The 17,984-nt window shown below is 68.5% G+C and carries 15 protein-coding genes and 3 tRNA genes; 9 read left to right on the forward strand and 9 right to left on the reverse strand.

Annotation, left to right across the window (positions count from 1 at the left end; translation table 11 throughout):
* Positions 1–50: 50 nt before the first annotated feature.
* The 3 genes from ACFY1U_RS18310 to ACFY1U_RS18320 all read right to left on the reverse strand — a co-directional run bounded on the left by ACFY1U_RS18310 (position 51) and on the right by ACFY1U_RS18320 (position 718).
* Positions 51–123 (reverse strand) — tRNA-Gly (locus ACFY1U_RS18310).
* Positions 124–204: 81 nt separating this feature from the next.
* Positions 205–276: transfer RNA gene (locus ACFY1U_RS18315), tRNA-Gly, on the reverse strand.
* Between the two features lie 124 nt (positions 277–400).
* Complete coding sequence (locus ACFY1U_RS18320) at positions 401–718, reverse strand: Lsr2 family protein (RefSeq protein WP_232653356.1); 318 nt, start codon at positions 716–718, stop codon at positions 401–403.
* Positions 719–997: 279 nt separating this feature from the next.
* On the opposite strand from ACFY1U_RS18320, the gene purS reads away from it, so the two are divergent.
* The 3 genes from purS to purL are packed head-to-tail and all read left to right on the forward strand — an operon-like array spanning position 998 to position 4,193.
* The gene (purS, locus tag ACFY1U_RS18325) at positions 998–1,261 is read left to right on the forward strand and encodes a phosphoribosylformylglycinamidine synthase subunit PurS (RefSeq protein ID WP_007383088.1); all 264 of its coding nucleotides are present in this window, start codon (positions 998–1,000) and stop codon (positions 1,259–1,261) included.
* On the forward strand, positions 1,258–1,938 hold the full coding sequence (gene purQ, locus ACFY1U_RS18330; RefSeq protein ID WP_390695112.1) for a phosphoribosylformylglycinamidine synthase subunit PurQ: 681 nt from the start codon (positions 1,258–1,260) through the stop codon (positions 1,936–1,938). The genes purS and purQ overlap by 4 nt, the downstream gene beginning before the upstream one ends.
* Positions 1,935–4,193, forward strand: a complete 2,259-nt coding sequence (gene purL, locus ACFY1U_RS18335; protein ID WP_390695113.1) for a phosphoribosylformylglycinamidine synthase subunit PurL — start codon at positions 1,935–1,937, stop codon at positions 4,191–4,193. Before purQ ends, purL begins: the two co-directional genes overlap by 4 nt.
* Before the next feature lie 67 nt (positions 4,194–4,260).
* Here purL and ACFY1U_RS18340 read toward each other — a convergent pair whose 3' ends face one another.
* Positions 4,261–4,845, reverse strand: a complete 585-nt coding sequence (locus ACFY1U_RS18340; protein ID WP_390695114.1) for a Uma2 family endonuclease — start codon at positions 4,843–4,845, stop codon at positions 4,261–4,263.
* A gap of 133 nt (positions 4,846–4,978) precedes the next feature.
* Here ACFY1U_RS18340 and ACFY1U_RS18345 point away from each other — a divergent pair, with 133 nt between their 5' ends.
* The 4 genes from ACFY1U_RS18345 to purM all read left to right on the forward strand — a co-directional run bounded on the left by ACFY1U_RS18345 (position 4,979) and on the right by purM (position 9,333).
* On the forward strand, positions 4,979–5,776 hold the full coding sequence (locus ACFY1U_RS18345; RefSeq protein ID WP_390695115.1) for a sterol carrier family protein: 798 nt from the start codon (positions 4,979–4,981) through the stop codon (positions 5,774–5,776).
* A 40-nt stretch (positions 5,777–5,816) separates the two neighbouring features.
* Positions 5,817–6,614 (forward strand): META domain-containing protein, encoded by a 798-nt coding sequence (locus tag ACFY1U_RS18350; protein ID WP_390695116.1) that lies wholly within the window; start codon positions 5,817–5,819, stop codon positions 6,612–6,614.
* Between the two features lie 61 nt (positions 6,615–6,675).
* The gene (purF, locus tag ACFY1U_RS18355) at positions 6,676–8,205 is read left to right on the forward strand and encodes an amidophosphoribosyltransferase (RefSeq protein ID WP_266957334.1); all 1,530 of its coding nucleotides are present in this window, start codon (positions 6,676–6,678) and stop codon (positions 8,203–8,205) included.
* A gap of 60 nt (positions 8,206–8,265) precedes the next feature.
* On the forward strand, positions 8,266–9,333 hold the full coding sequence (purM, locus tag ACFY1U_RS18360; RefSeq protein ID WP_390695117.1) for a phosphoribosylformylglycinamidine cyclo-ligase: 1,068 nt from the start codon (positions 8,266–8,268) through the stop codon (positions 9,331–9,333).
* Between the two features lie 76 nt (positions 9,334–9,409).
* Here the strand turns inward: purM and ACFY1U_RS18365 are convergent, their stop codons facing one another.
* Together ACFY1U_RS18365 and ACFY1U_RS18370 are read right to left on the reverse strand one after the other, a co-directional pair.
* Positions 9,410–9,667, reverse strand: coding sequence for a DUF3073 domain-containing protein (locus ACFY1U_RS18365; RefSeq protein ID WP_361273844.1), 258 nt, complete (start codon positions 9,665–9,667; stop codon positions 9,410–9,412).
* Between the two features lie 290 nt (positions 9,668–9,957).
* Positions 9,958–11,061 (reverse strand): Leu/Phe/Val dehydrogenase, encoded by a 1,104-nt coding sequence (locus ACFY1U_RS18370; RefSeq protein WP_390695118.1) that lies wholly within the window; start codon positions 11,059–11,061, stop codon positions 9,958–9,960.
* 222 nt (positions 11,062–11,283) lie between these two features.
* On the opposite strand from ACFY1U_RS18370, the gene ACFY1U_RS18375 reads away from it, so the two are divergent.
* Positions 11,284–12,126 carry a hypothetical protein gene (locus ACFY1U_RS18375; RefSeq protein ID WP_390695119.1) on the forward strand — a complete coding sequence of 281 codons (843 nt, stop codon included), beginning with the start codon at positions 11,284–11,286 and terminating at the stop codon, positions 12,124–12,126.
* A gap of 565 nt (positions 12,127–12,691) precedes the next feature.
* The gene (bldC, locus tag ACFY1U_RS18380) at positions 12,692–12,898 is read left to right on the forward strand and encodes a developmental transcriptional regulator BldC (RefSeq protein WP_003949541.1); all 207 of its coding nucleotides are present in this window, start codon (positions 12,692–12,694) and stop codon (positions 12,896–12,898) included.
* A 492-nt stretch (positions 12,899–13,390) separates the two neighbouring features.
* Here the strand turns inward: bldC and ACFY1U_RS18385 are convergent, their stop codons facing one another.
* The 3 genes from ACFY1U_RS18385 to hrpA all read right to left on the reverse strand — a co-directional run bounded on the left by ACFY1U_RS18385 (position 13,391) and on the right by hrpA (position 17,945).
* Positions 13,391–13,579, reverse strand: a complete 189-nt coding sequence (locus ACFY1U_RS18385) for a DUF6274 family protein (protein WP_390695120.1) — start codon at positions 13,577–13,579, stop codon at positions 13,391–13,393.
* A 248-nt stretch (positions 13,580–13,827) separates the two neighbouring features.
* Positions 13,828–13,902, reverse strand: a tRNA-Asp gene (locus ACFY1U_RS18390).
* An 89-nt stretch (positions 13,903–13,991) separates the two neighbouring features.
* Positions 13,992–17,945, reverse strand: a complete 3,954-nt coding sequence (gene hrpA, locus ACFY1U_RS18395; protein WP_390695121.1) for an ATP-dependent RNA helicase HrpA — start codon at positions 17,943–17,945, stop codon at positions 13,992–13,994.
* Positions 17,946–17,984: the final 39 nt, after the last annotated feature.

Genomic DNA, 17,984 nt, shown 5'->3' on the forward strand with positions numbered 1-17,984 from the left:
ACCCCGAACACGACGAAGGCCCCAGCCATAAGACTGGGGCCTTCCATCAGAGCGGACGACGAGGCTCGAACTCGCGACCTCAACCTTGGCAAGGTTGCGCTCTACCAACTGAGCTACGTCCGCATTGCCTCCGACCAGCTCCCACCGATCGGCGCGAGCACCAGCCTACCTGATCCACAAGAGTGGTCCGGACCGGCGGTGCAGAGCGGGTGACAGGAATTGCACACTGCGCCTTCCCCCTGGAAGGGGGATGTTCTGCTACTGAACTACACCCGCATGTACTCCGTGAGCCGGGCCTTTCGGCCTTGCCCCTCGGCGTGCTCCAGACTCTAGCTGACCAGGAGGGGTGCAGCGCAAGTCGGTTCCCCCGAGGGGCCGGTGACCGGTCGTCGGGCGGCGGCTACTGCGCCGCGCTGAACGCCTCGTAGACCTTCTTGGGGATGCGGCCGCGGGCCGGGACGTCCATCTTGTTGGCCTGGGCCCAGGCGCGTACGGCCGCCGGGTCGGGGGCGACCTCCGTCTGCCGGTAGGTCCGGCCCGACTTCGACCGCTTGCGGCCGGCCTCCACGTAGGGCGCGAGCGCCTTACGCAGTTTCTTGGCATTGGCTTGATTCAGGTCGATCTCGTACGACTTGCCGTCGAGTCCGAAGGCGATCGTTTCCGCCGCTTCCGAGCCGTCGATGTCGTCAGAGAGAGTGACCACGACCTTCTGCGCCACGAATATCGGTCCCTTCGTGCGGCACGCTGACAATTCATTTGTACAGTGCCCGACAATGCAATGTGAAGCCCGACTAAATCCTCCCGCGTGTCCGAGCGCAATAGGTTTCGGATGTCGATCCGGGATCTTTCCCGGAAATTTTCTGGAGGGACTCGCCGCCGCGCCGGATCGTGACAGGCGTCACGTAGATTCCTACAAGTCGACGCGCGTAGAAATTTTGTGCGGGTAGTCTGAAACCACTGCAGGAACCTGCTCCGCACCACACCACCGGGAGTGCACGTGGCACGCGTCGTAGTCGACGTCATGCTCAAGCCGGAGATCCTCGACCCCCAGGGCCAGGCGGTGCAGCGCGCACTGCCGCGTCTGGGTTTCGACGGCATCTCCGACGTACGTCAGGGAAAGCGATTCGAACTGGAAGTTGACGGGCCGGTCGACGAGGCCGCCCTCGCCCGCATCCACGATCTTGCGGAATCCTTCCTCGCCAACACCGTGATCGAGGACTTCACCGTCAAGGTGGAGGAAGTCGCGGAGGCCGCGAAGTGACCGCTCGTATTGGCGTCGTCACTTTCCCGGGCAGCCTCGACGACCGGGACACCCAGCGCGCGATCCGTCTCGCGGGCGCGGAACCGGTCGCCCTCTGGCACAAGGACAAGGACCTCCACCAGGTGGACGCGGTCGTCCTTCCGGGCGGTTTCTCCTACGGCGACTATCTGCGGGCCGGCGCCATCTCCCGCTTCTCGCCGGTGATGGAGACGGTCATCGAGCAGGCGAAGTCCGGCCTTCCGGTCCTCGGTATCTGCAACGGCTTCCAGATCCTCACCGAGGCCCACCTCCTCCCGGGCGGCATGCTCGGCAACGACCACCTGCACTTCATCTGCCGCGACCAGAAGCTGCGGGTGGAGAACGCGGACACCGCCTGGACCGTGGACTACGAGCAGGGCCAGGAGATCCACATCCCGCTCAAGAACATGGACGGCCGGTACGTGGCCGACGAGTACACCCTCGACAAGCTCGAGGCGGAGGGCCGTGTCGCCTTCCGGTACATGGACTTCAACCCCAATGGCTCGCTCCGCGACATCGCCGGCATCACCAACGAGGCCGGCAACGTCGTGGGCCTCATGCCGCACCCCGAGCACGCCGTCGAGCCCCTCATCGGCTCCGGCCGCACCGACGGCCTCCCCTTCTTCACCTCGATCCTCAAGAAGCTGGTCAACGCATGAGCCGGACGCCTCTGGACACGGTCGAGCACGCGGCCGCGACCCCCGACGTCGAGCTGCCCTGGGCCGAACTCGGCCTGAAGAAGGACGAGTACGAGCGCGTGGTCGAGATCCTCGGCCGCCGGCCCACCGGTGCCGAGCTCGCCATGTACTCCGTCATGTGGTCCGAGCACTGCTCGTACAAGTCGTCGAAGGTGCACCTGCGCCAGTTCGGCGAGAAGGCGCCCCAGTCGGACGCCCTTCTCGTCGGCATCGGTGAGAACGCCGGCGTGGTCGACGTCGGCCAGGGCTACGCGGTCACCTTCAAGGTCGAGTCGCACAACCACCCCTCCTACGTCGAGCCCTACCAGGGCGCGGCCACAGGTGTCGGCGGCATCGTCCGCGACATCATCGCGATGGGTGCGCGGCCGGTCGCGGTCGTGGACCCGCTGCGGTTCGGTGCGGCCGACCACCCGGACACCAAGCGCGTGCTGCCGGGTGTCGTCGCCGGCATCGGCGGCTACGGCAACTGCCTGGGCCTGCCCAACATCGGCGGCGAGGTCGTCTTCGACGCCTGCTACCAGGGGAACCCGCTGGTCAACGCCGGTGCCATCGGTGTGATGCGGCACGAGGACATCCACCTCGCGAAGGCGTCCGGCGCGGGCAACAAAGTCATCCTGTACGGGGCCCGTACGGGCGGTGACGGCATCGGAGGAGCGTCGATCCTGGCCTCGGAGACCTTCGACGACGCCAAGCCGTCGAAGCGTCCCGCCGTGCAGGTCGGCGACCCCTTCCAGGAGAAGCTGCTCATCGAGTGCACCCTGGAGGCCTTCAAGGAGAAGCTGGTCGTCGGCATCCAGGACCTCGGCGCGGCCGGTCTGTCGTGCGCGACGAGCGAGCTCGCCTCGAACGGCTCCGGCGGCATGCGCGTGACCCTGGACGACGTACCGCTGCGCGACTCGACGCTCTCGCCCGAGGAAATCCTCATGAGCGAGTCGCAGGAACGCATGTGCGCGGTCGTCGAGCCGGAGAAGGTCGACCGGTTCCTGGAGATCTGCGACAAGTGGGATGTCATCGCCACCGTCATCGGTGAGGTGACCGACGGCGACCGCCTGGAGATCTACTGGCACGGCGGCAAGATCGTCGACGTCGACCCGCGGACGGTCGCGCACGACGGTCCGGTCTACGAGCGGCCGTACGCCCGCCCGTCCTGGCAGGACGAGCTGCAGGCCGACGACGCGAACAAGCTGCCGCGGCCCGCTTCGAGCGAGGAGCTCAAGCAGCAGGTCCTCCAGCTGGTGAGCTCCCCCAACCAGGCCTCCAAGAAGTGGATCACCTCGCAGTACGACCACTTCGTGCAGGGCAACACGGTGCTGGCCCAGCCCGAGGACTCGGGCATGATCCGCATCGACGAGGAGTCCGGCCTCGGCGTCGCGATCGCGACGGACGGCAACGGCCGGTACGCCAAGCTCGACCCCTACGCGGGCGCGCAGCTGGCCCTCGCGGAGGCGTACCGCAATGTCGCCACGACCGGTGCCAAGCCGCTGGCCGTCTCCGACTGCCTGAACTTCGGTTCGCCCGAGGACCCGGCCGTGATGTGGCAGTTCGCGGAGGCCATCCGCGGCCTCGCCGACGCCTGCCAGCAGCTGGGCACCCCGGTGACCGGCGGCAACGTCTCGCTCTACAACCAGACGGGCGAGGCGGCCATCCACCCGACGCCGGTCGTGGCCGTACTGGGCGTGATCGACGACGTCGCCCGCCGTACGCCGGTCGCCTTCCAGGAGGAGGGGCAGCTGCTGTACCTCCTCGGCGACACGCGTGAGGAGTTCGGCGGTTCGGCCTGGTCGCAGGTCGTCCACGACCACCTCGGCGGTCTGCCCCCGAAGGTCGACCTGGAGCGTGAGCGCCTGCTGGCCGAGATCCTGATCTCCGCCTCCCGCGACGGCATGATCGACTCCGCGCACGACCTGTCCGACGGCGGTCTGATCCAGGCGGTCGTGGAGTCGGCGCTGCTCGGCGGCAAGGGCGCGCGCCTGGTCGTACCGGACGGGCTGGACGCATTCACCTTCCTCTTCTCCGAGTCGGCGGGGCGTGCGGTCGTCGCCGTGCCGCGCTCCGAGGAGGTCCGCTTCAACGACATGTGCGGTGCGCGGGGTCTGCCCGTCACGCGCATCGGTGTCGTGGACGGTGACTCGGTCGAGCTCCAGGGCGAGTTCGAACTGCCCCTGGAGGAACTGCGCGAGGCGCACGAGCGGACGATCCCGGCGCTGCTCGCGTAGGCGGTCTTACGACGGGGAAGGCCCCGCCCGGATCATCCGGGCGGGGCCTTCACGGCTGTTCGGGCGTTCAGCGGACGTAGTTCTTGAGGATCTCCGTGTCGAGTTCGATGCCGATCGGGTCGGGGAGTAGCACCTTCTCGCCGAACTTCGCGGTACGGACGACGCGGTAGCCACCGATCTTCCGGTCCGGTGAGCTGTGCAGCGTGACCGTGCAGGCGTCGCGGTCGATCAAGAGGTACACCGGGATCTCTGCCTGGCCGTATGCGGCTGGCTTCTCGTACCGGTCGCGCCGGTCGGTGTCCGAGTCGTACGAGGTGACCTCGACCACCATGAGCGCCCCCTCCGGGTCGGCCCATTCGCCGAATGCCGCGAAGTGGGCCTCGGGCGTGAGTACGGCGTCAGGCTTCGCCCGGCCCTGCCGATAGGCGGCTACCCTGAGGCCTCGACCGTGGTACACGTCCAGATCGGGTCGGGCTTGGATACAGCGTTTGGTCAGCCAGGACACGATCGTGTCGTGGTCCCCGTCCGTCACCTTCTTGACTCCGATCCGTCCGTCAATGAACTCCAACGTGACGGTCTCGGGAGCGGCGGAGGCGATCGTTTCGAACTCCTCCACCGACATCTGAGACGTGCGCTCGGCCATAACCGTCATGTTGCACCCCCTTCCAGGCGAAGGCCAGCATTGCCTGGTCCCGACGGAGCGGGGGCGGGTATCACCCGGTGATCACTCGCACGGGTGATCGGCTCCAGTTCGGGCCTCAGGCTCGTCCCATAGGCTCGCTGTCATGCCCCCGGCCAAGAGACGCATCCGTACGTACGACCCCGTCAAGATCCGCAAGGCTGTGCAGGACCAGTTCGGGAACGTCCGGGAGGCAGTGCGCACCCTGACCCCCGAGCAGCTGGCCGGGCCCACGCGGCTCGGTGAGTGGACCGTGCGGGAGCTGGTGGCGCACATCGGGATGGCGGTGACGGCCGTACACCGGTCGCTCGAGAAGCCGGAGCCCGTCAAGCAGGACGCCGTGCTGCTCGACTGGGTCTTCGCCACCGCCGCCAGCTCCTCGGCCATCGACGAGTTCACCCGGCGGCTCGGCGAGCAGCACACCGACCTGGGCGCCTATCTCGCCGACATCGAGCAGAGCCTGGACCGGCTGCTGGACGAGCACCCCGGCGGCCGTCTCCTGGAGACCAACTTCGGCGCCGTACCCCTTGCCGACTACGTCGTCACCCGCACCGTCGAACTCGTCGTCCACACCGACGACCTGAACGCAGCCGTGCCGGGCCTGGAGGTGCCGTACGACCGTCAGGCGCTCGCCGCCTGCACCCGGCTGCTCGCCGACGCCCTGGCCGTGAAGGCGCCCGGCGGCTCCACCGAGGTGCGGATCCCGCCGTACGCCGTGGTGCAGTGCATCGAGGGCCCGCGGCACACCCGTGGCACCCCGCCGAGCGTCGTGGAGACCGACCCGCTGACCTGGATCCGGCTCGCGACCGGGCGCGTGACCTGGGCTGATGCCGTCCAGGAGGCCCAGGTCAGCGCCAGTGGCGAGCGGGCGGACCTGGGCGGGCTGCTGCCGCTGATGAGGTGAACGGGGGGAACCGGCCTTCCGTCCCTTTCGTCCCATCGGCATGGACAAACAGCGACTCACCCTCGCCGTCCTGACCGTCCTTCCGCTGGTCATGGCCTGCGGAAGCGACACGGGCAGCAGCTCCGTCGCCTCACAGGTGTCCGGCGTCCACTGGAGGGTCGACAGCGTCACCGTGGACGGCACCACCCGGCGCGCTCCCGCCGGCGCCGACCTCAGGATCCGCGCGGACGGAACCGCCGTGGGCGACTACGGCTGCAACGCGTTCGGCGCGAAGGCCGCCTTCAAGGACCACCGAGTCGAACTGACGAACGCCCGTCAGACCCTGATGGCCTGCGAGCCCCGGCGCATGGCCTTCGAGCGGGCCCTCGCCGCCACTCTCACCGACCACTCGCTCACGGTCGCGACCAAGGGCGACGGCCTGACGCTCACCACCCACGACGGCGACCGCGTCCGGCTGACCAAGGAGCCCCAGGAGAAGGGCGCCCCGCTGTACGGGACGAAGTGGACGATCACCGCACTCGGCGACACCAACGGCACGGCGACCAGCCTGCCGCACGGGCAGACGGCGTCCGCGTACCTCACCTTCGACAAGAAGTCCGGCAAGGTCACCGGCCGCCTCGGCTGCAACCACGTCACCGCGAACGCCACGGTCCGCGACGGACATATCACCCTCGGCGCCCCGTCCACCACACGAATGATGTGCGACACCTCACTCATGCATACGGAGAAGAGCCTCCTGCGCCTCTTCGGTGGCACCGTGAGTTATGAGTTGGATCAGCAAACCCTCACGCTGACCAGCGCAAACGGGGAAACCGCCACGACGGTCGCCGAGCAGTGATCCATGAGCGGCACGTATCCCCAATTCGGACCAGTGGTCGATCTCGCCTACACTCGGAGCCGTGCCACGTGGTGACGGTCGACTCAATCATGATCTGCTCCCCGGTGAGAAGGGCCCCCAGGACGCCTGCGGCGTCTTCGGAGTCTGGGCTCCCGGTGAAGAGGTCGCCAAGCTCACTTACTTCGGGCTCTACGCCCTCCAGCATCGGGGCCAGGAATCCGCGGGAATCGCGGTCAGCAACGGCTCCCAGATCCTCGTCTTCAAGGACATGGGCCTCGTCTCCCAGGTCTTCGACGAGACCTCGCTCGGTTCGCTCCAGGGTCATATCGCGGTCGGTCACGCCCGCTACTCGACCACCGGCGCCTCCGTGTGGGAGAACGCCCAGCCGACGTTCCGCGCCACCGCGCACGGCTCCATCGCGCTCGGCCACAACGGCAACCTGGTCAACACGGCGCAGCTCGCCGAGATGGTCGCCGACCTCCCGAAGAAGGAGGGCGGCCGCACCCCGCGCGTGGCGGCCACCAACGACACCGACCTCCTGACGGCCCTGCTCGCCGCCCAAGAGGACGCCGACGGCAAGCCGCTGACCATCGAGGAGGCCGCCCACACGGTCCTCCCGCAGGTCAAGGGCGCCTTCTCCCTCGTCTTCATGGACGAGCACACCCTGTACGCCGCCCGCGACCCGCAGGGCATCCGCCCGCTGGTCCTCGGCCGCCTGGAGCGCGGCTGGGTGGTCGCCTCCGAGTCCGCCGCCCTCGACATCTGCGGCGCGAGCTATGTCCGCGAGATCGAGCCGGGCGAGTTCGTGGCCATCGACGAGAACGGCCTGCGCACCTCCCGATTCGCGGAAGCGAAGCCCAAGGGCTGTGTCTTCGAGTATGTGTACCTGGCCCGCCCGGACACCGACATCGCCGGCCGGAACGTGTACCTCTCCCGCGTGGAGATGGGCCGCAAGCTCGCCAAGGAAGCCCCGGTCGAGGCTGACCTGGTCATAGCGACCCCGGAGTCCGGCACTCCGGCCGCCATCGGTTACGCGGAGGCCTCCGGCATCCCCTTCGGTGCGGGTCTCGTGAAGAACGCGTACGTGGGCCGGACCTTCATCCAGCCCTCGCAGACGATCCGCCAGCTCGGCATCCGTCTGAAGCTGAACCCGCTGAAGGAAGTCATCAAGGGCAAGCGCCTGGTCGTCGTCGACGACTCGATCGTCCGCGGCAACACCCAGCGGGCGCTGGTGCGGATGCTCCGTGAGGCGGGCGCGGCGGAGGTCCACATCCGGATCTCCTCGCCGCCCGTGAAGTGGCCCTGCTTCTTCGGTATCGACTTCGCCACTCGCGCCGAGCTCATCGCCAACGGCATGACCATCGACGAGATCGGCACCTCGCTGGGCGCCGACTCCCTGGCGTACATCTCCATCGACGGCATGATCGAGGCGACCACCATCGCCAAGCCGAACCTGTGCCGCGCCTGCTTCGACGGCGAGTACCCGATGGAGCTCCCGGACCCCGAGCTGCTCGGCAAGCAGCTGCTGGAGACGGAGCTGGCCGCCGGCCCGGCCGCCACGGCCGCCGCCGACGCGATCCGCCGCCCGTAAGACGGCCCGTGCAGTGCTTTCTTGAAACGCCTGCCGTACGACACGAAAGTTCTCATAGCCATGTCTGAGACAACTGGTGCCAGCTACGCAGCCGCGGGCGTCGACATCGAAGCGGGCGACCGCGCGGTCGAGCTGATGAAGGAGTGGGTGAAGAAGACGCAGCGCCCCGAGGTCCTCGGCGGCCTCGGCGGGTTCGCCGGCCTCTTCGACGCCTCCGCCCTCAAGCGCTTCGAGCGTCCCCTGCTCGCCTCCGCCACCGACGGCGTGGGCACCAAGGTCGACATCGCCCGCCAGCTCGGTGTGTACGACACCATCGGCCACGACCTGGTCGCGATGGTCATGGACGACATCGTGGTGTGCGGCGCCGAGCCGCTGTTCATGACCGACTACATCTGTGTCGGCAAGGTCCACCCCGAGCGGGTGGCCGCGATCGTCAAGGGCATCGCGGAGGGCTGTGTGCTGGCCGGCTGCGCCCTCGTGGGCGGCGAGACGGCCGAACACCCCGGGCTCCTCGGCCCGGACGACTTCGATGTCGCCGGCGCCGGTACGGGCGCGGTGGAGGCCGACCGGCTGCTGGGCCCGGATCGCATCCGTACGGGTGACACGGTGATCGCCATGGAGGCCTCCGGGCTTCACTCGAACGGGTACTCGCTCGTCCGGCATGTCCTGCTGAACCAGGCGGGCCTGTCACTGGACGCGCGGATCGAGGAGCTCGGCCGCACCCTCGGCGAGGAACTGCTGGAGCCGACCAAGATCTACTCGCTGGACTGCCTGGCCCTGACCCGGACCACCGAGGTGCACGCGTTCAGCCATGTCACGGGTGGCGGCCTCGCCGCGAACCTCGCCCGTGTCATCCCGGACGACCTGCACGCGATCGTCGACCGCTCCACCTGGACCCCGGCCCCGGTCTTCGACCTCGTCGGCAGGACGGGGCAGGTCGAGCGCCTGGAGCTGGAGAAGACCCTCAACATGGGCGTGGGCATGATCGCCATCGTCCCCGAGGAGTCCACGGACGTGGCCCTGGCGACGCTGGCCGACCGCGGCGTCGAGGCATGGGTCGCCGGAGAGATCACCGAGCGCGGCGATCACGAGTCGGGCGCGGCCCTCGTGGGGGACTACAGCGCCTGACGGTGGCGACAGCAGCGCAAAACCCGGTCCGGTGGTGTGGACCACTACCGGACCGGGTCAAGCACTGCTCAGTGCGTCAAGCGCCGCGGCGATGTTGCGACGACGGACCGGACTCGTCGTCCTCGTCCTCATCGTCGTCGTTATAGAGATCCGCGTACTGGGCGTACGGGTCGTCTTCGTCCTCGTCGTCCTCGAACGGCTCGCCGTTCGGCGGCTGGCTCGAAGTCGAAGCGCCCAGCTCGCTGGCCAGACGCGACAGGTCAGTCCCGCCGCTGTTGTACTTCAGCTGGCGGGCGACCTTCGTCTGCTTGGCCTTGGCCCGGCCGCGCCCCATGGCTCGACCCCCTCGGTGACGGGGCTCGACGGCCCCAGAGTCTTGACACGCGTTCATGATCTGGAACGGGCTCTCCGCGGAGAGACCGGTCCGTAGGGCTTCCACGGTACCTGAGCCCGCGCCCATACGGTACGTCGCCCGCAGGACGGGCCCGGGTCCAGGACCCTCGGGGCGCCCCGTCCCCGCTGGTCAACCGCGATTTTAACCACTTCTTGGCAGGCGACCCGCCGACGAACGTGAGAGTTCTCTCTAAGTGTGCGCCGACGGGTACCGGCCAAACCTCCCGGAGGTCAGATACTGCGCCCCGCGGCCGCCTCGTGCATCCGCTGCTCGGCGATCCGGTCGGCCGCCGCGGCCGGCGGAATCCCGTCCGTCTTCGCACGTGCGAATATGGCCAGCGTGGTGTCGAAGATCTTCGCCGCCTTCGCCTTGCACCGGTCGAAGTCGAAGCCGTGCAGCTCGTCGGCGACCTGGATGACACCGCCGGCGTTCACCACGTAGTCCGGCGCGTAGAGGATCCCGCGGTCGGCGAGGTCCTTCTCGACGCCCGGGTGGGCGAGCTGGTTGTTGGCGGCGCCGCAGACGATCCTCGCGGTCAGCGCGGGCACGGTGTCGTCGTTCAGGGCACCGCCGAGCGCGCAGGGGGCGTAGATGTCCAGGCCCTCGACGCGGATCAGGGTCGCGGTGTCGGCGACGGCGCTGACGCCCTCCGGGTGCGCCGCGAGGATCCGCCCCACGGCTTCCTCGCGCACATCGGTGATGACGACCTCGGCGCCCTCGTCGCGCAGGTGCCGGACCAGGTGGTGGCCGACCTTGCCGACGCCCGCGATGCCGACCTTGCGGCCGCGCAGCGAGGGATCGCCCCACAGGTGCTGGGCGCTGGCGCGCATGCCCTGGTAGACGCCGAAGGCGGTGAGGACGGAGGAGTCGCCGGCGCCGCCGTTCTCCGGGGACCGTCCGGTCGTCCAGCGGCACTCCCGGGCCACGACGTCCATGTCGGCGACGTACGTACCGACGTCGCACGCGGTGACGTAGCGGCCGCCGAGGGAGGCGACCATGCGACCGTAGGCGAGCAGCAGCTCCTCGGTCTTGTCCCGCTCCGGGTCGCCGATGATCACGGCCTTGCCGCCGCCGTGGTCGAGACCGGCCATGGCGTTCTTGTACGACATCCCGCGCGCGAGGTTCAGCGCGTCGGCGACGGCCTCCGCCTCGTTCACGTACGGGTAGAAGCGGGTACCGCCGAGGGCGGGGCCCAGAGCGGTGTTGTGGATGGCGATGACGGCCTTGAGGCCGCTCGCGCGGTCCTGGCAGAGCACGACTTGCTCATGTCCGCCCTGGTCCGAGTGGAACAGGGTGTGCAGTACATCAGCAGGTGCGCCGGTTACGTCGGTCACGGTGGTGACTCCTGAGTAGCTAGCGGCGGTTGGAGACCAGCTCCCGTGGGGGTGGCGGGTGCTGTGAGCATGAGATTAGAGCCTGGACGCCCCCGTCACCGCGCAGTGCTCAGGATCACCCACTCGCGGAGTACGTCCGTGCGACGATTTGCATAGATTTCCCGCCGGTTTGTGAGCGGGTTCCGCAGGTTTTCCCGGTGGTGGGCGGGGGAGGGAGCAGGCGTGCCCAAGGTGTCCTCGGTGATCGTCCCGTACGCGACATATCTGCGCGTGTACGAGCCACTGGCCGCCTTCCCGGAGCCGGAGCGCAGCCACTGGGCGCGCTATGCCCGGCGCGCCGACCGTCCCTCGTACCAGGACGAACTGCGCCGCTCCCTGGCCGACTTGGTGCCCACCCCGCCGATCCCGGTGCCGGTGCACGAGAGCAGTGACGCCTTCGTGCTGGATGCCGACGGGGTGCTGTGCGTGTGCCCCTGGCGGACCCGGCTGCGCGGCTGGCAGGCCCTTCAGGAGCTGCCCGAGGAACTGCCGAAGCCGGTCCTGGACGCGGTGCTCCCGGAGGTCGTACGGCGCCAGGCGACCCAGGACTACGAGCGCTGGCTGGTCCGCAACCCGGACGCCCGCCCGTGGATCCGCACGGCGACCTGGCAGGTGCCGCTGCACTGGTTCGTGCTGGTGTCGGACCAGGAGCGGCGCTTCGACAAGGGGTCCGGCGAGATCCCTCCGATGCTGCGCTACCAGACGCCGATGGTGCAGGCGCGGCGGCGGGTGGCACGGGCCCTGCGGGCCCTCAAGGACGGCATCGACGAGGGGCCGCTGATCGACGGCCTGGTGGACGTGGGGCGCTGGCTGGAGGAGTTCCACCCGCGTTCGACGGTGGAGCTGGACTACGGCGGCCTGGTGCACACGCTGCCGGCCGGCGAGCTCGAGGACGACCACTCCGCGGCGGACGTCGCCGAGGGCATCGAGGCGCTGCGGCAGGGCGACGGGGCGGCCGCGGGGGCGGCCTACGCGCGGCTGGTGGAGCGCTGGCGGTCGGTCCGGGACCGGCGCTCGGCCAACTGACGGCGGCCTCAGGTCACGAACTGATGTTTGACGAATCGCCCGTTTTGGGGTTTCGTCCTCGCACCGAAGTGTGCTCTGAGTTTCCTGAGGTGTCGTCAACATGGGACGTAGGTCCCGATCCGGGCGTTCATCTCAAGCTGTGCCAAGCGTGACGGACCGCACTTACGCGGCCCTTGCGTCCCTTGCCCCTCCTCGTGCCAAAATAGGACAAGGAGTCCGGGGAGGGCTCCGTCCGTCCCAGTGCGTACCGCTGTGGGCGGAATCTCAGCATTGCACGCTTTGGGGGGTCTCGTGGCTCCTGATTGTCCTGTGACTGATCGTCACAGTGACGTGACTGTCCGCTATGGCATGGTCCATCGGCTTCCGTCGCTGATGAACACCTGGAGGGGCAATTCCATCGGTTTGGCCGACGCGGCTGGACAGATGGTGTAGTTGTAGTGCCGAGGACAAGCCGTTCGTCCTATAACCGACTCGACTCGCGTCCACCATTTCGGGCAACGCGGGTCAAGGTGCAGAATTTAGAGGAAAGAACCGAGAAGGTTCGGTTCTCCCGAGGAGGCCGCTCATGACCGCTCGCACCCCTGATGCCGAGCCGCTGCTGACCCCGGCTGAGGTCGCCACGATGTTCCGCGTCGACCCCAAGACGGTCACGCGGTGGGCGAAGGCCGGAAAGCTCACTTCGATTCGAACGCTCGGCGGGCACCGCCGCTACCGCGAGGCGGAGGTCCGTGCGCTGCTCGCGGGCATCCCGCAGCAGCGCAGCGAGGCCTGAACAACTGCATAACCGGGCAAACCGGCAGGTCCCCCACTTGCCGCAGCGTCCGAACCCTGGCTCCAAGCGACGCGGGGTCTGCCCCAACAGGCTCCACGCCCACGCTCTTCAGAGCTTTCCAAGCAAGTAACAGGGTGCGTCGTCGATCGCGCTGGACTCCGCCGGGTCCAGCGCGATCTTTTTTGTGCGTGCGGCGTGCCTGGCCGGGGGTGCTGTGAGCGGCCTTGTCGGAGTCTGGGGGCGGGTGTCGGGTCGCCCGGGGGGCGCGGCTGGGGGGCGCCCTGCGGCAGCCTCCCGGAGGGGACCCCGAGTGGTGCAATTGCACATATAAAATTGACCACTTGTAGGCGGGGTGTAAGTACCGCGGTTTCAGAAACTCATGCGGTGACACCCGTCACATGCCGGGGTGCTTGTTGGTGTCGGCGTTCGTGCGCTAAAGGAGCCATGCGGGCCAGATTCCCATGGCGGGGCGGGTGTTGGGGCGGGTGGCCGTCATGCGCCGGCGGCACTCTCGTCCTCGACGGCCTCGTCCGGGGCCTCGGCGACCCTCGGCGAGTCCAGCGCCAGCCGCAGCAGGTGGTGGCATATCGGGCAGTGGCGGGTCAGGTGGCCGTACGAGGAAGCGGCCGACAGATGCGCACGGAGCAGGGCCCGTGTCTCGTGCCTGACCGACGCCGCCATACGCCACCTCCACGGGGCCGAACGGGAACGGGCCCTGTCTTCTGGGTACCGATGGAATGTGACGCCGTCAAGACGGCATGGGGCTCCGCCGGACGCCCGTGCAGGGGGTGACACACGCTGCCGTGACGGCTCCCCGGGTGCCGCGCCCCCAGCCCCCGCTTCGGCCTGAAACACCGCGCGTGGTGGGTGCGCGCGAGCATGAAGAAGGCCCGCACCGACCAGGTGCGGGCCTCGCTCACCATTCACTGCGGTCCTGACGGGATTTGAACCCGCGGCCTCCACCTTGACAGGGTGGCGAGCACTCCAAACTGCTCCACAGGACCAGGTTTCGCGGCGCCATTCGTGCGTTGCGAGAAGAGACTGTACAGGAGGGTGAGCCCGCTGGTCGAACTCACCCACTGTGCGCGGGCGGTTACGGGACGGCCGCGTCGATCGCCTTCACGATCCGCTTGTCGGAGACCGGGTACGCCGTACCCAGCGCGTGGGCGAAATAGCTGACCCGGAGCTCCTCGATCATCCAGCGGATGTCCAGCACCGAGGAGGGGACCGGGCGGCCCTGGGGCATCTGCTCCAGGAGCCAGGCGTACTCGTCCTGCATCTCGTGGACCTTCTCCATGCGCGTCGTGTCCCGCTGGACCCCCGTCGGCATCTGCTGGAGCCGGCGGTCCGCGGCCACCAGGTAGCGCATCAGGTCGGGCAGGCGGCGAAGGCCCGTCTCCGTGACGAAGCCGGGCTTCACGAGGGCGTCCAGCTGCCCCCGGACGTCCTGGAGGTTCGGGAGCAGCGCGGGGCTGCGTACGGCCTTCAGGCGGCGCTCACAGGCCTGCCAGGCGGCCAGCACCTGCTGCACCTGCCCCACCGTACGGACCGTGGTGTCCACGATCTCCGCGCGCACCTTGTCGTACAGCTTCCGATACGACTCCTCGTCCCAGGCCGGGCCCCCGAAGTCCCCGATCAGCTTGTCCGCCGCCGCCATCGCGCAGTCGTCGAACAGGCCCTGGATCGAGCCGTGCGGGTTCGCGGACAGGGCGAGCTTCTGGGCGTTCGTCAGCTTCTCGGACGCGAACTTCGCGGGGTTGACCGGAATGTTGCGCAGGATCAGCCGACGGGTGCCCTTCCACATCGCCTCCGCCTGTTCCGCCTCCGTGTCGAAGAGGCGGACCGAGACCGTGTCGCCGTCGTCGACCAGCGCCGGGTACGCCTTCACCGGCTGGCCCGCCCGGCGTGTCTCGAAGACGCGGGTCAGGGAGCCGATCGTCCAGTCGGTCAGTCCCTTGCGCTCCAGGGACTGGCTGCCCTCGCGCGAGGCGGTGGCCGCGGCGGCCTGGGACAGGGCCTTGCGGGCCTTCGGCCTCAGCTGGAGCCGCAGCGCCTCCAGATCCTTGTCCTCGGCCAGCTTGCGCCGCCGCTCGTCCACGATGCGGAAGGTGATGCGCAGATGGTCCGGGACCTTCGACCAGTCGAAGTCGGAGGCCTCGAAGGGGACGCCGACCATGCGCTTCAGTTCGCGCGCCATGGTCGTGGTGAGGGGCTCCTGCAGCGGCACGGCCGTATCCAGGAAGCGCTTGGCGAAGTTCGGTGCCGGCACGTAGTTGCGGCGGATCGGCTTCGGGAGGGAGCGGATCAGCTCGGTGACGAGTTCCTCCCGCAGGCCCGGGATCTGCCAGTCGAAGCCCTCGTCCGTGACCTGGTTGAGGACCTGGAGCGGGATGTGGACGGTCACACCGTCGGCGTCCGCGCCCGGCTCGAACTGGTAGGTGACACGGAACTTCAGCGGGCCCTGCCGCCACGAGTCCGGATAGTCGGCCTTGGTGACCGCCTCCGCCGACTCCCGGATGAGCATCTCCCGCTCGAAGTCCAGGAACTCCGGCTGCTCGTGCCGCTTCCGCTTCCACCAGGAGTCGAAGTGGGCGCCGGAGACGACGTGTTCGGGCACCTTCTGGTCGTAGAAGTCGAAGAGCGTGTCGTCGTCGACGACGATGTCCCGGCGCCGGGCGCGGTGCTCCAGCTCCTCGACCTCGCTGAGGAGTCTGCGGTTGTCGGCGAAGAACTTGTGGTGCGTACGCCAGTCGCCCTCGACGAGCGCGTTGCGGATGAACAGCTCGCGGCTGGCCTCGGGGTCGATCCGGCCGTAGTTCACCTTCCGCTGGGCGACGATCGGGACGCCGTACAGCGTGACCTTCTCGTACGCCATCACGGCCGCCTGGTCCTTCTCCCAGTGCGGTTCGCTGTACGTCCGCTTCAGCAAATGCTCCGCGAGCGGCTCGACCCACTCCGGCTCGATCTTCGCGTTGACGCGGGCCCACAGCCGGGACGTCTCCACCAGCTCGGCGGACATCACGAACCGCGGCGGCTTCTTGAAGAGGGCCGAGCCCGGGAAGATCGCGAACTTGGCGTTGCGGGCGCCCAGATACTCGTTCTTCGCGCCCTCCTTCACGTCCTTCATGCCGATGTGCGAGAGCAGGCCGGCGAGGAGTGAGACGTGGATGCGGTCGCCGGGGGCGTCCTCCTCGTTGAGGTGGATGCCCATCTGCTTGGCGACCGTCCTCAACTGCGTGTAGATGTCCTGCCATTCGCGAATGCGCAGGAAGTTGAGGTACTCCTGCTTGCACATACGGCGGAAGGAGCTCGAACCCCGCTCCTTCTGCTGCTCGCGGACGTACCGCCACAGGTTGAGGTAGGCGAGGAAGTCGCTCGTCTCGTCCTTGAAGCGGGCGTGCTGCTGGTCGGCCTGGGCCTGCTTGTCGGCGGGGCGCTCGCGCGGGTCCTGGATGGACAGGGCGGCGGCTATGACCATGACCTCGCGGACACAGCCGTTCTTGTCGGCCTCCAGGACCATGCGGGCCAGGCGCGGGTCGACGGGCAGCTGGGCGAGCCTGCGGCCGGTCGGGGTGAGCCGCTTGCGTACGTCCTTCTCCGCCGGGTCCAGCGCGTGCAGCTCCTGGAGCAGCTGCACGCCGTCGCGGATGTTGCGGTGGTCCGGCGGGTCGATGAAGGGGAACTTCTCGATGTCGCCGAGGCCGGCCGCGGTCATCTGCAGGATGACGGACGCCAGGTTCGTACGGAGGATCTCCGCGTCCGTGAACTCCGGGCGGGCGAGGAAGTCGTCCTCGGAGTAGAGGCGGATGCAGATGCCGTCGGACGTACGGCCGCAGCGGCCCTTGCGCTGGTTGGCGCTGGCCTGCGAGATCGGCTCGATGGGCAGGCGCTGGACCTTGGTGCGGTGGCTGTAGCGGGAGATACGGGCGAAGCCCGGGTCGATGACGTACTTGATGCCCGGGACGGTCAGCGAGGTCTCGGCGACGTTCGTCGCCAGAACGATCCTGCGGCCCGTGTGCGGCTGGAAGACGCGGTGCTGCTCGGCGTGCGACAGCCGGGCGTACAGGGGCAGCACCTCGGTGAACCGGTAGTTCTTCCTGACCAGCGCGTCCGCCGTGTCCCGGATCTCGCGCTCCCCGGAGAGGAAGACGAGGATGTCGCCCTTGCCCTCCCCCTGGAGCTCCTCGACCGCGTCGCAGATCGCGGTGATCTGGTCGCGGTCGGAGTCCTCGCTGTCCTCTTCGAGGAGCGGGCGGTAGCGCACCTCCACCGGATACGTCCGCCCGCTGACCTCGATGATCGGCGCGTCGCCGAAGTGCCGGGAGAAGCGCTCGGGGTCGATGGTCGCGGAGGTGATCACGACCTTGAGGTCGGGCCGCTTCGGCAGCAGCTGCGCGAGATAACCGAGCAGGAAGTCGATGTTGAGGGACCGCTCGTGGGCCTCGTCGATGATGATCGTGTCGTAGGCGCGCAGCTCGCGGTCGGTCTGGATCTCGGCGAGCAGGATGCCGTCCGTCATCAGCTTGATGAAGGTCGAGTCCTGGTTCACCTGGTCGGTGAACCGCACCTTCCAGCCGACGGCCTCGCCGAGCGGGGTGTCCATCTCCTCGGCCACGCGCTCGGCGACCGTACGGGCGGCGATACGGCGGGGCTGGGTGTGCCCGATCATCCCCCTGACCCCACGCCCGAGCTCAAGACAGATCTTGGGGATCTGGGTGGTCTTTCCGGACCCGGTCTCACCGGCGACGATGACGACCTGGTGATCGCGGATGGCCTCCGCGATGACGTCCTTCTTCTGGCTGACCGGCAGCTGCTCGGGATACGAGACGGCGGGGACCCGGCCGCGCCGCTCGCCCATCCGCTCCTCGGCCTTCGCGATCTCCGCCTCGATCTCGGCGAGGACGGCGGCCTGGGCCTCGGGCTTACGGATCTTGCGCGCGCCTTCGAGCCTGCGCCCGAGCCGGTGCGCGTCGCGCAGGGACAGCTCGGTCAGGCGGGGGGCGAGGGTGCCGAGGGCCGGGGTGGCGGGGGCAGGGTGCGTAGACATACGCGATCCAGGATCTCATCCCGGAGAAATCCGTGGCGA

It is taken from the genome of Streptomyces sp. NPDC001351, from assembly GCF_042896045.1.
Lineage (GTDB): Bacteria > Actinomycetota > Actinomycetes > Streptomycetales > Streptomycetaceae > Streptomyces.

What these genes read in the sequence shown, in the direction of transcription:
- hrpA (WP_390695121.1), bottom strand. Translation starts at nt 17,945, where the DNA reads ATGTCTACGCACCCTGCCCCCGCCACCCCGGCCCTCGGCACCCTCGCC.
- ACFY1U_RS18345 (WP_390695115.1), top strand. Translation starts at nt 4,979, where the DNA reads ATGCCCCCGGCCAAGAGACGCATCCGTACGTACGACCCCGTCAAGATC.
- purL (WP_390695113.1), top strand. Translation starts at nt 1,935, where the DNA reads ATGAGCCGGACGCCTCTGGACACGGTCGAGCACGCGGCCGCGACCCCC.
- ACFY1U_RS18385 (WP_390695120.1), bottom strand. Translation starts at nt 13,579, where the DNA reads ATGGCGGCGTCGGTCAGGCACGAGACACGGGCCCTGCTCCGTGCGCAT.
- purM (WP_390695117.1), top strand. Translation starts at nt 8,266, where the DNA reads ATGTCTGAGACAACTGGTGCCAGCTACGCAGCCGCGGGCGTCGACATC.
- ACFY1U_RS18350 (WP_390695116.1), top strand. Translation starts at nt 5,817, where the DNA reads ATGGACAAACAGCGACTCACCCTCGCCGTCCTGACCGTCCTTCCGCTG.
- bldC (WP_003949541.1), top strand. Translation starts at nt 12,692, where the DNA reads ATGACCGCTCGCACCCCTGATGCCGAGCCGCTGCTGACCCCGGCTGAG.
- ACFY1U_RS18365 (WP_361273844.1), bottom strand. Translation starts at nt 9,667, where the DNA reads ATGGGGCGCGGCCGGGCCAAGGCCAAGCAGACGAAGGTCGCCCGCCAG.
- ACFY1U_RS18340 (WP_390695114.1), bottom strand. Translation starts at nt 4,845, where the DNA reads ATGACGGTTATGGCCGAGCGCACGTCTCAGATGTCGGTGGAGGAGTTC.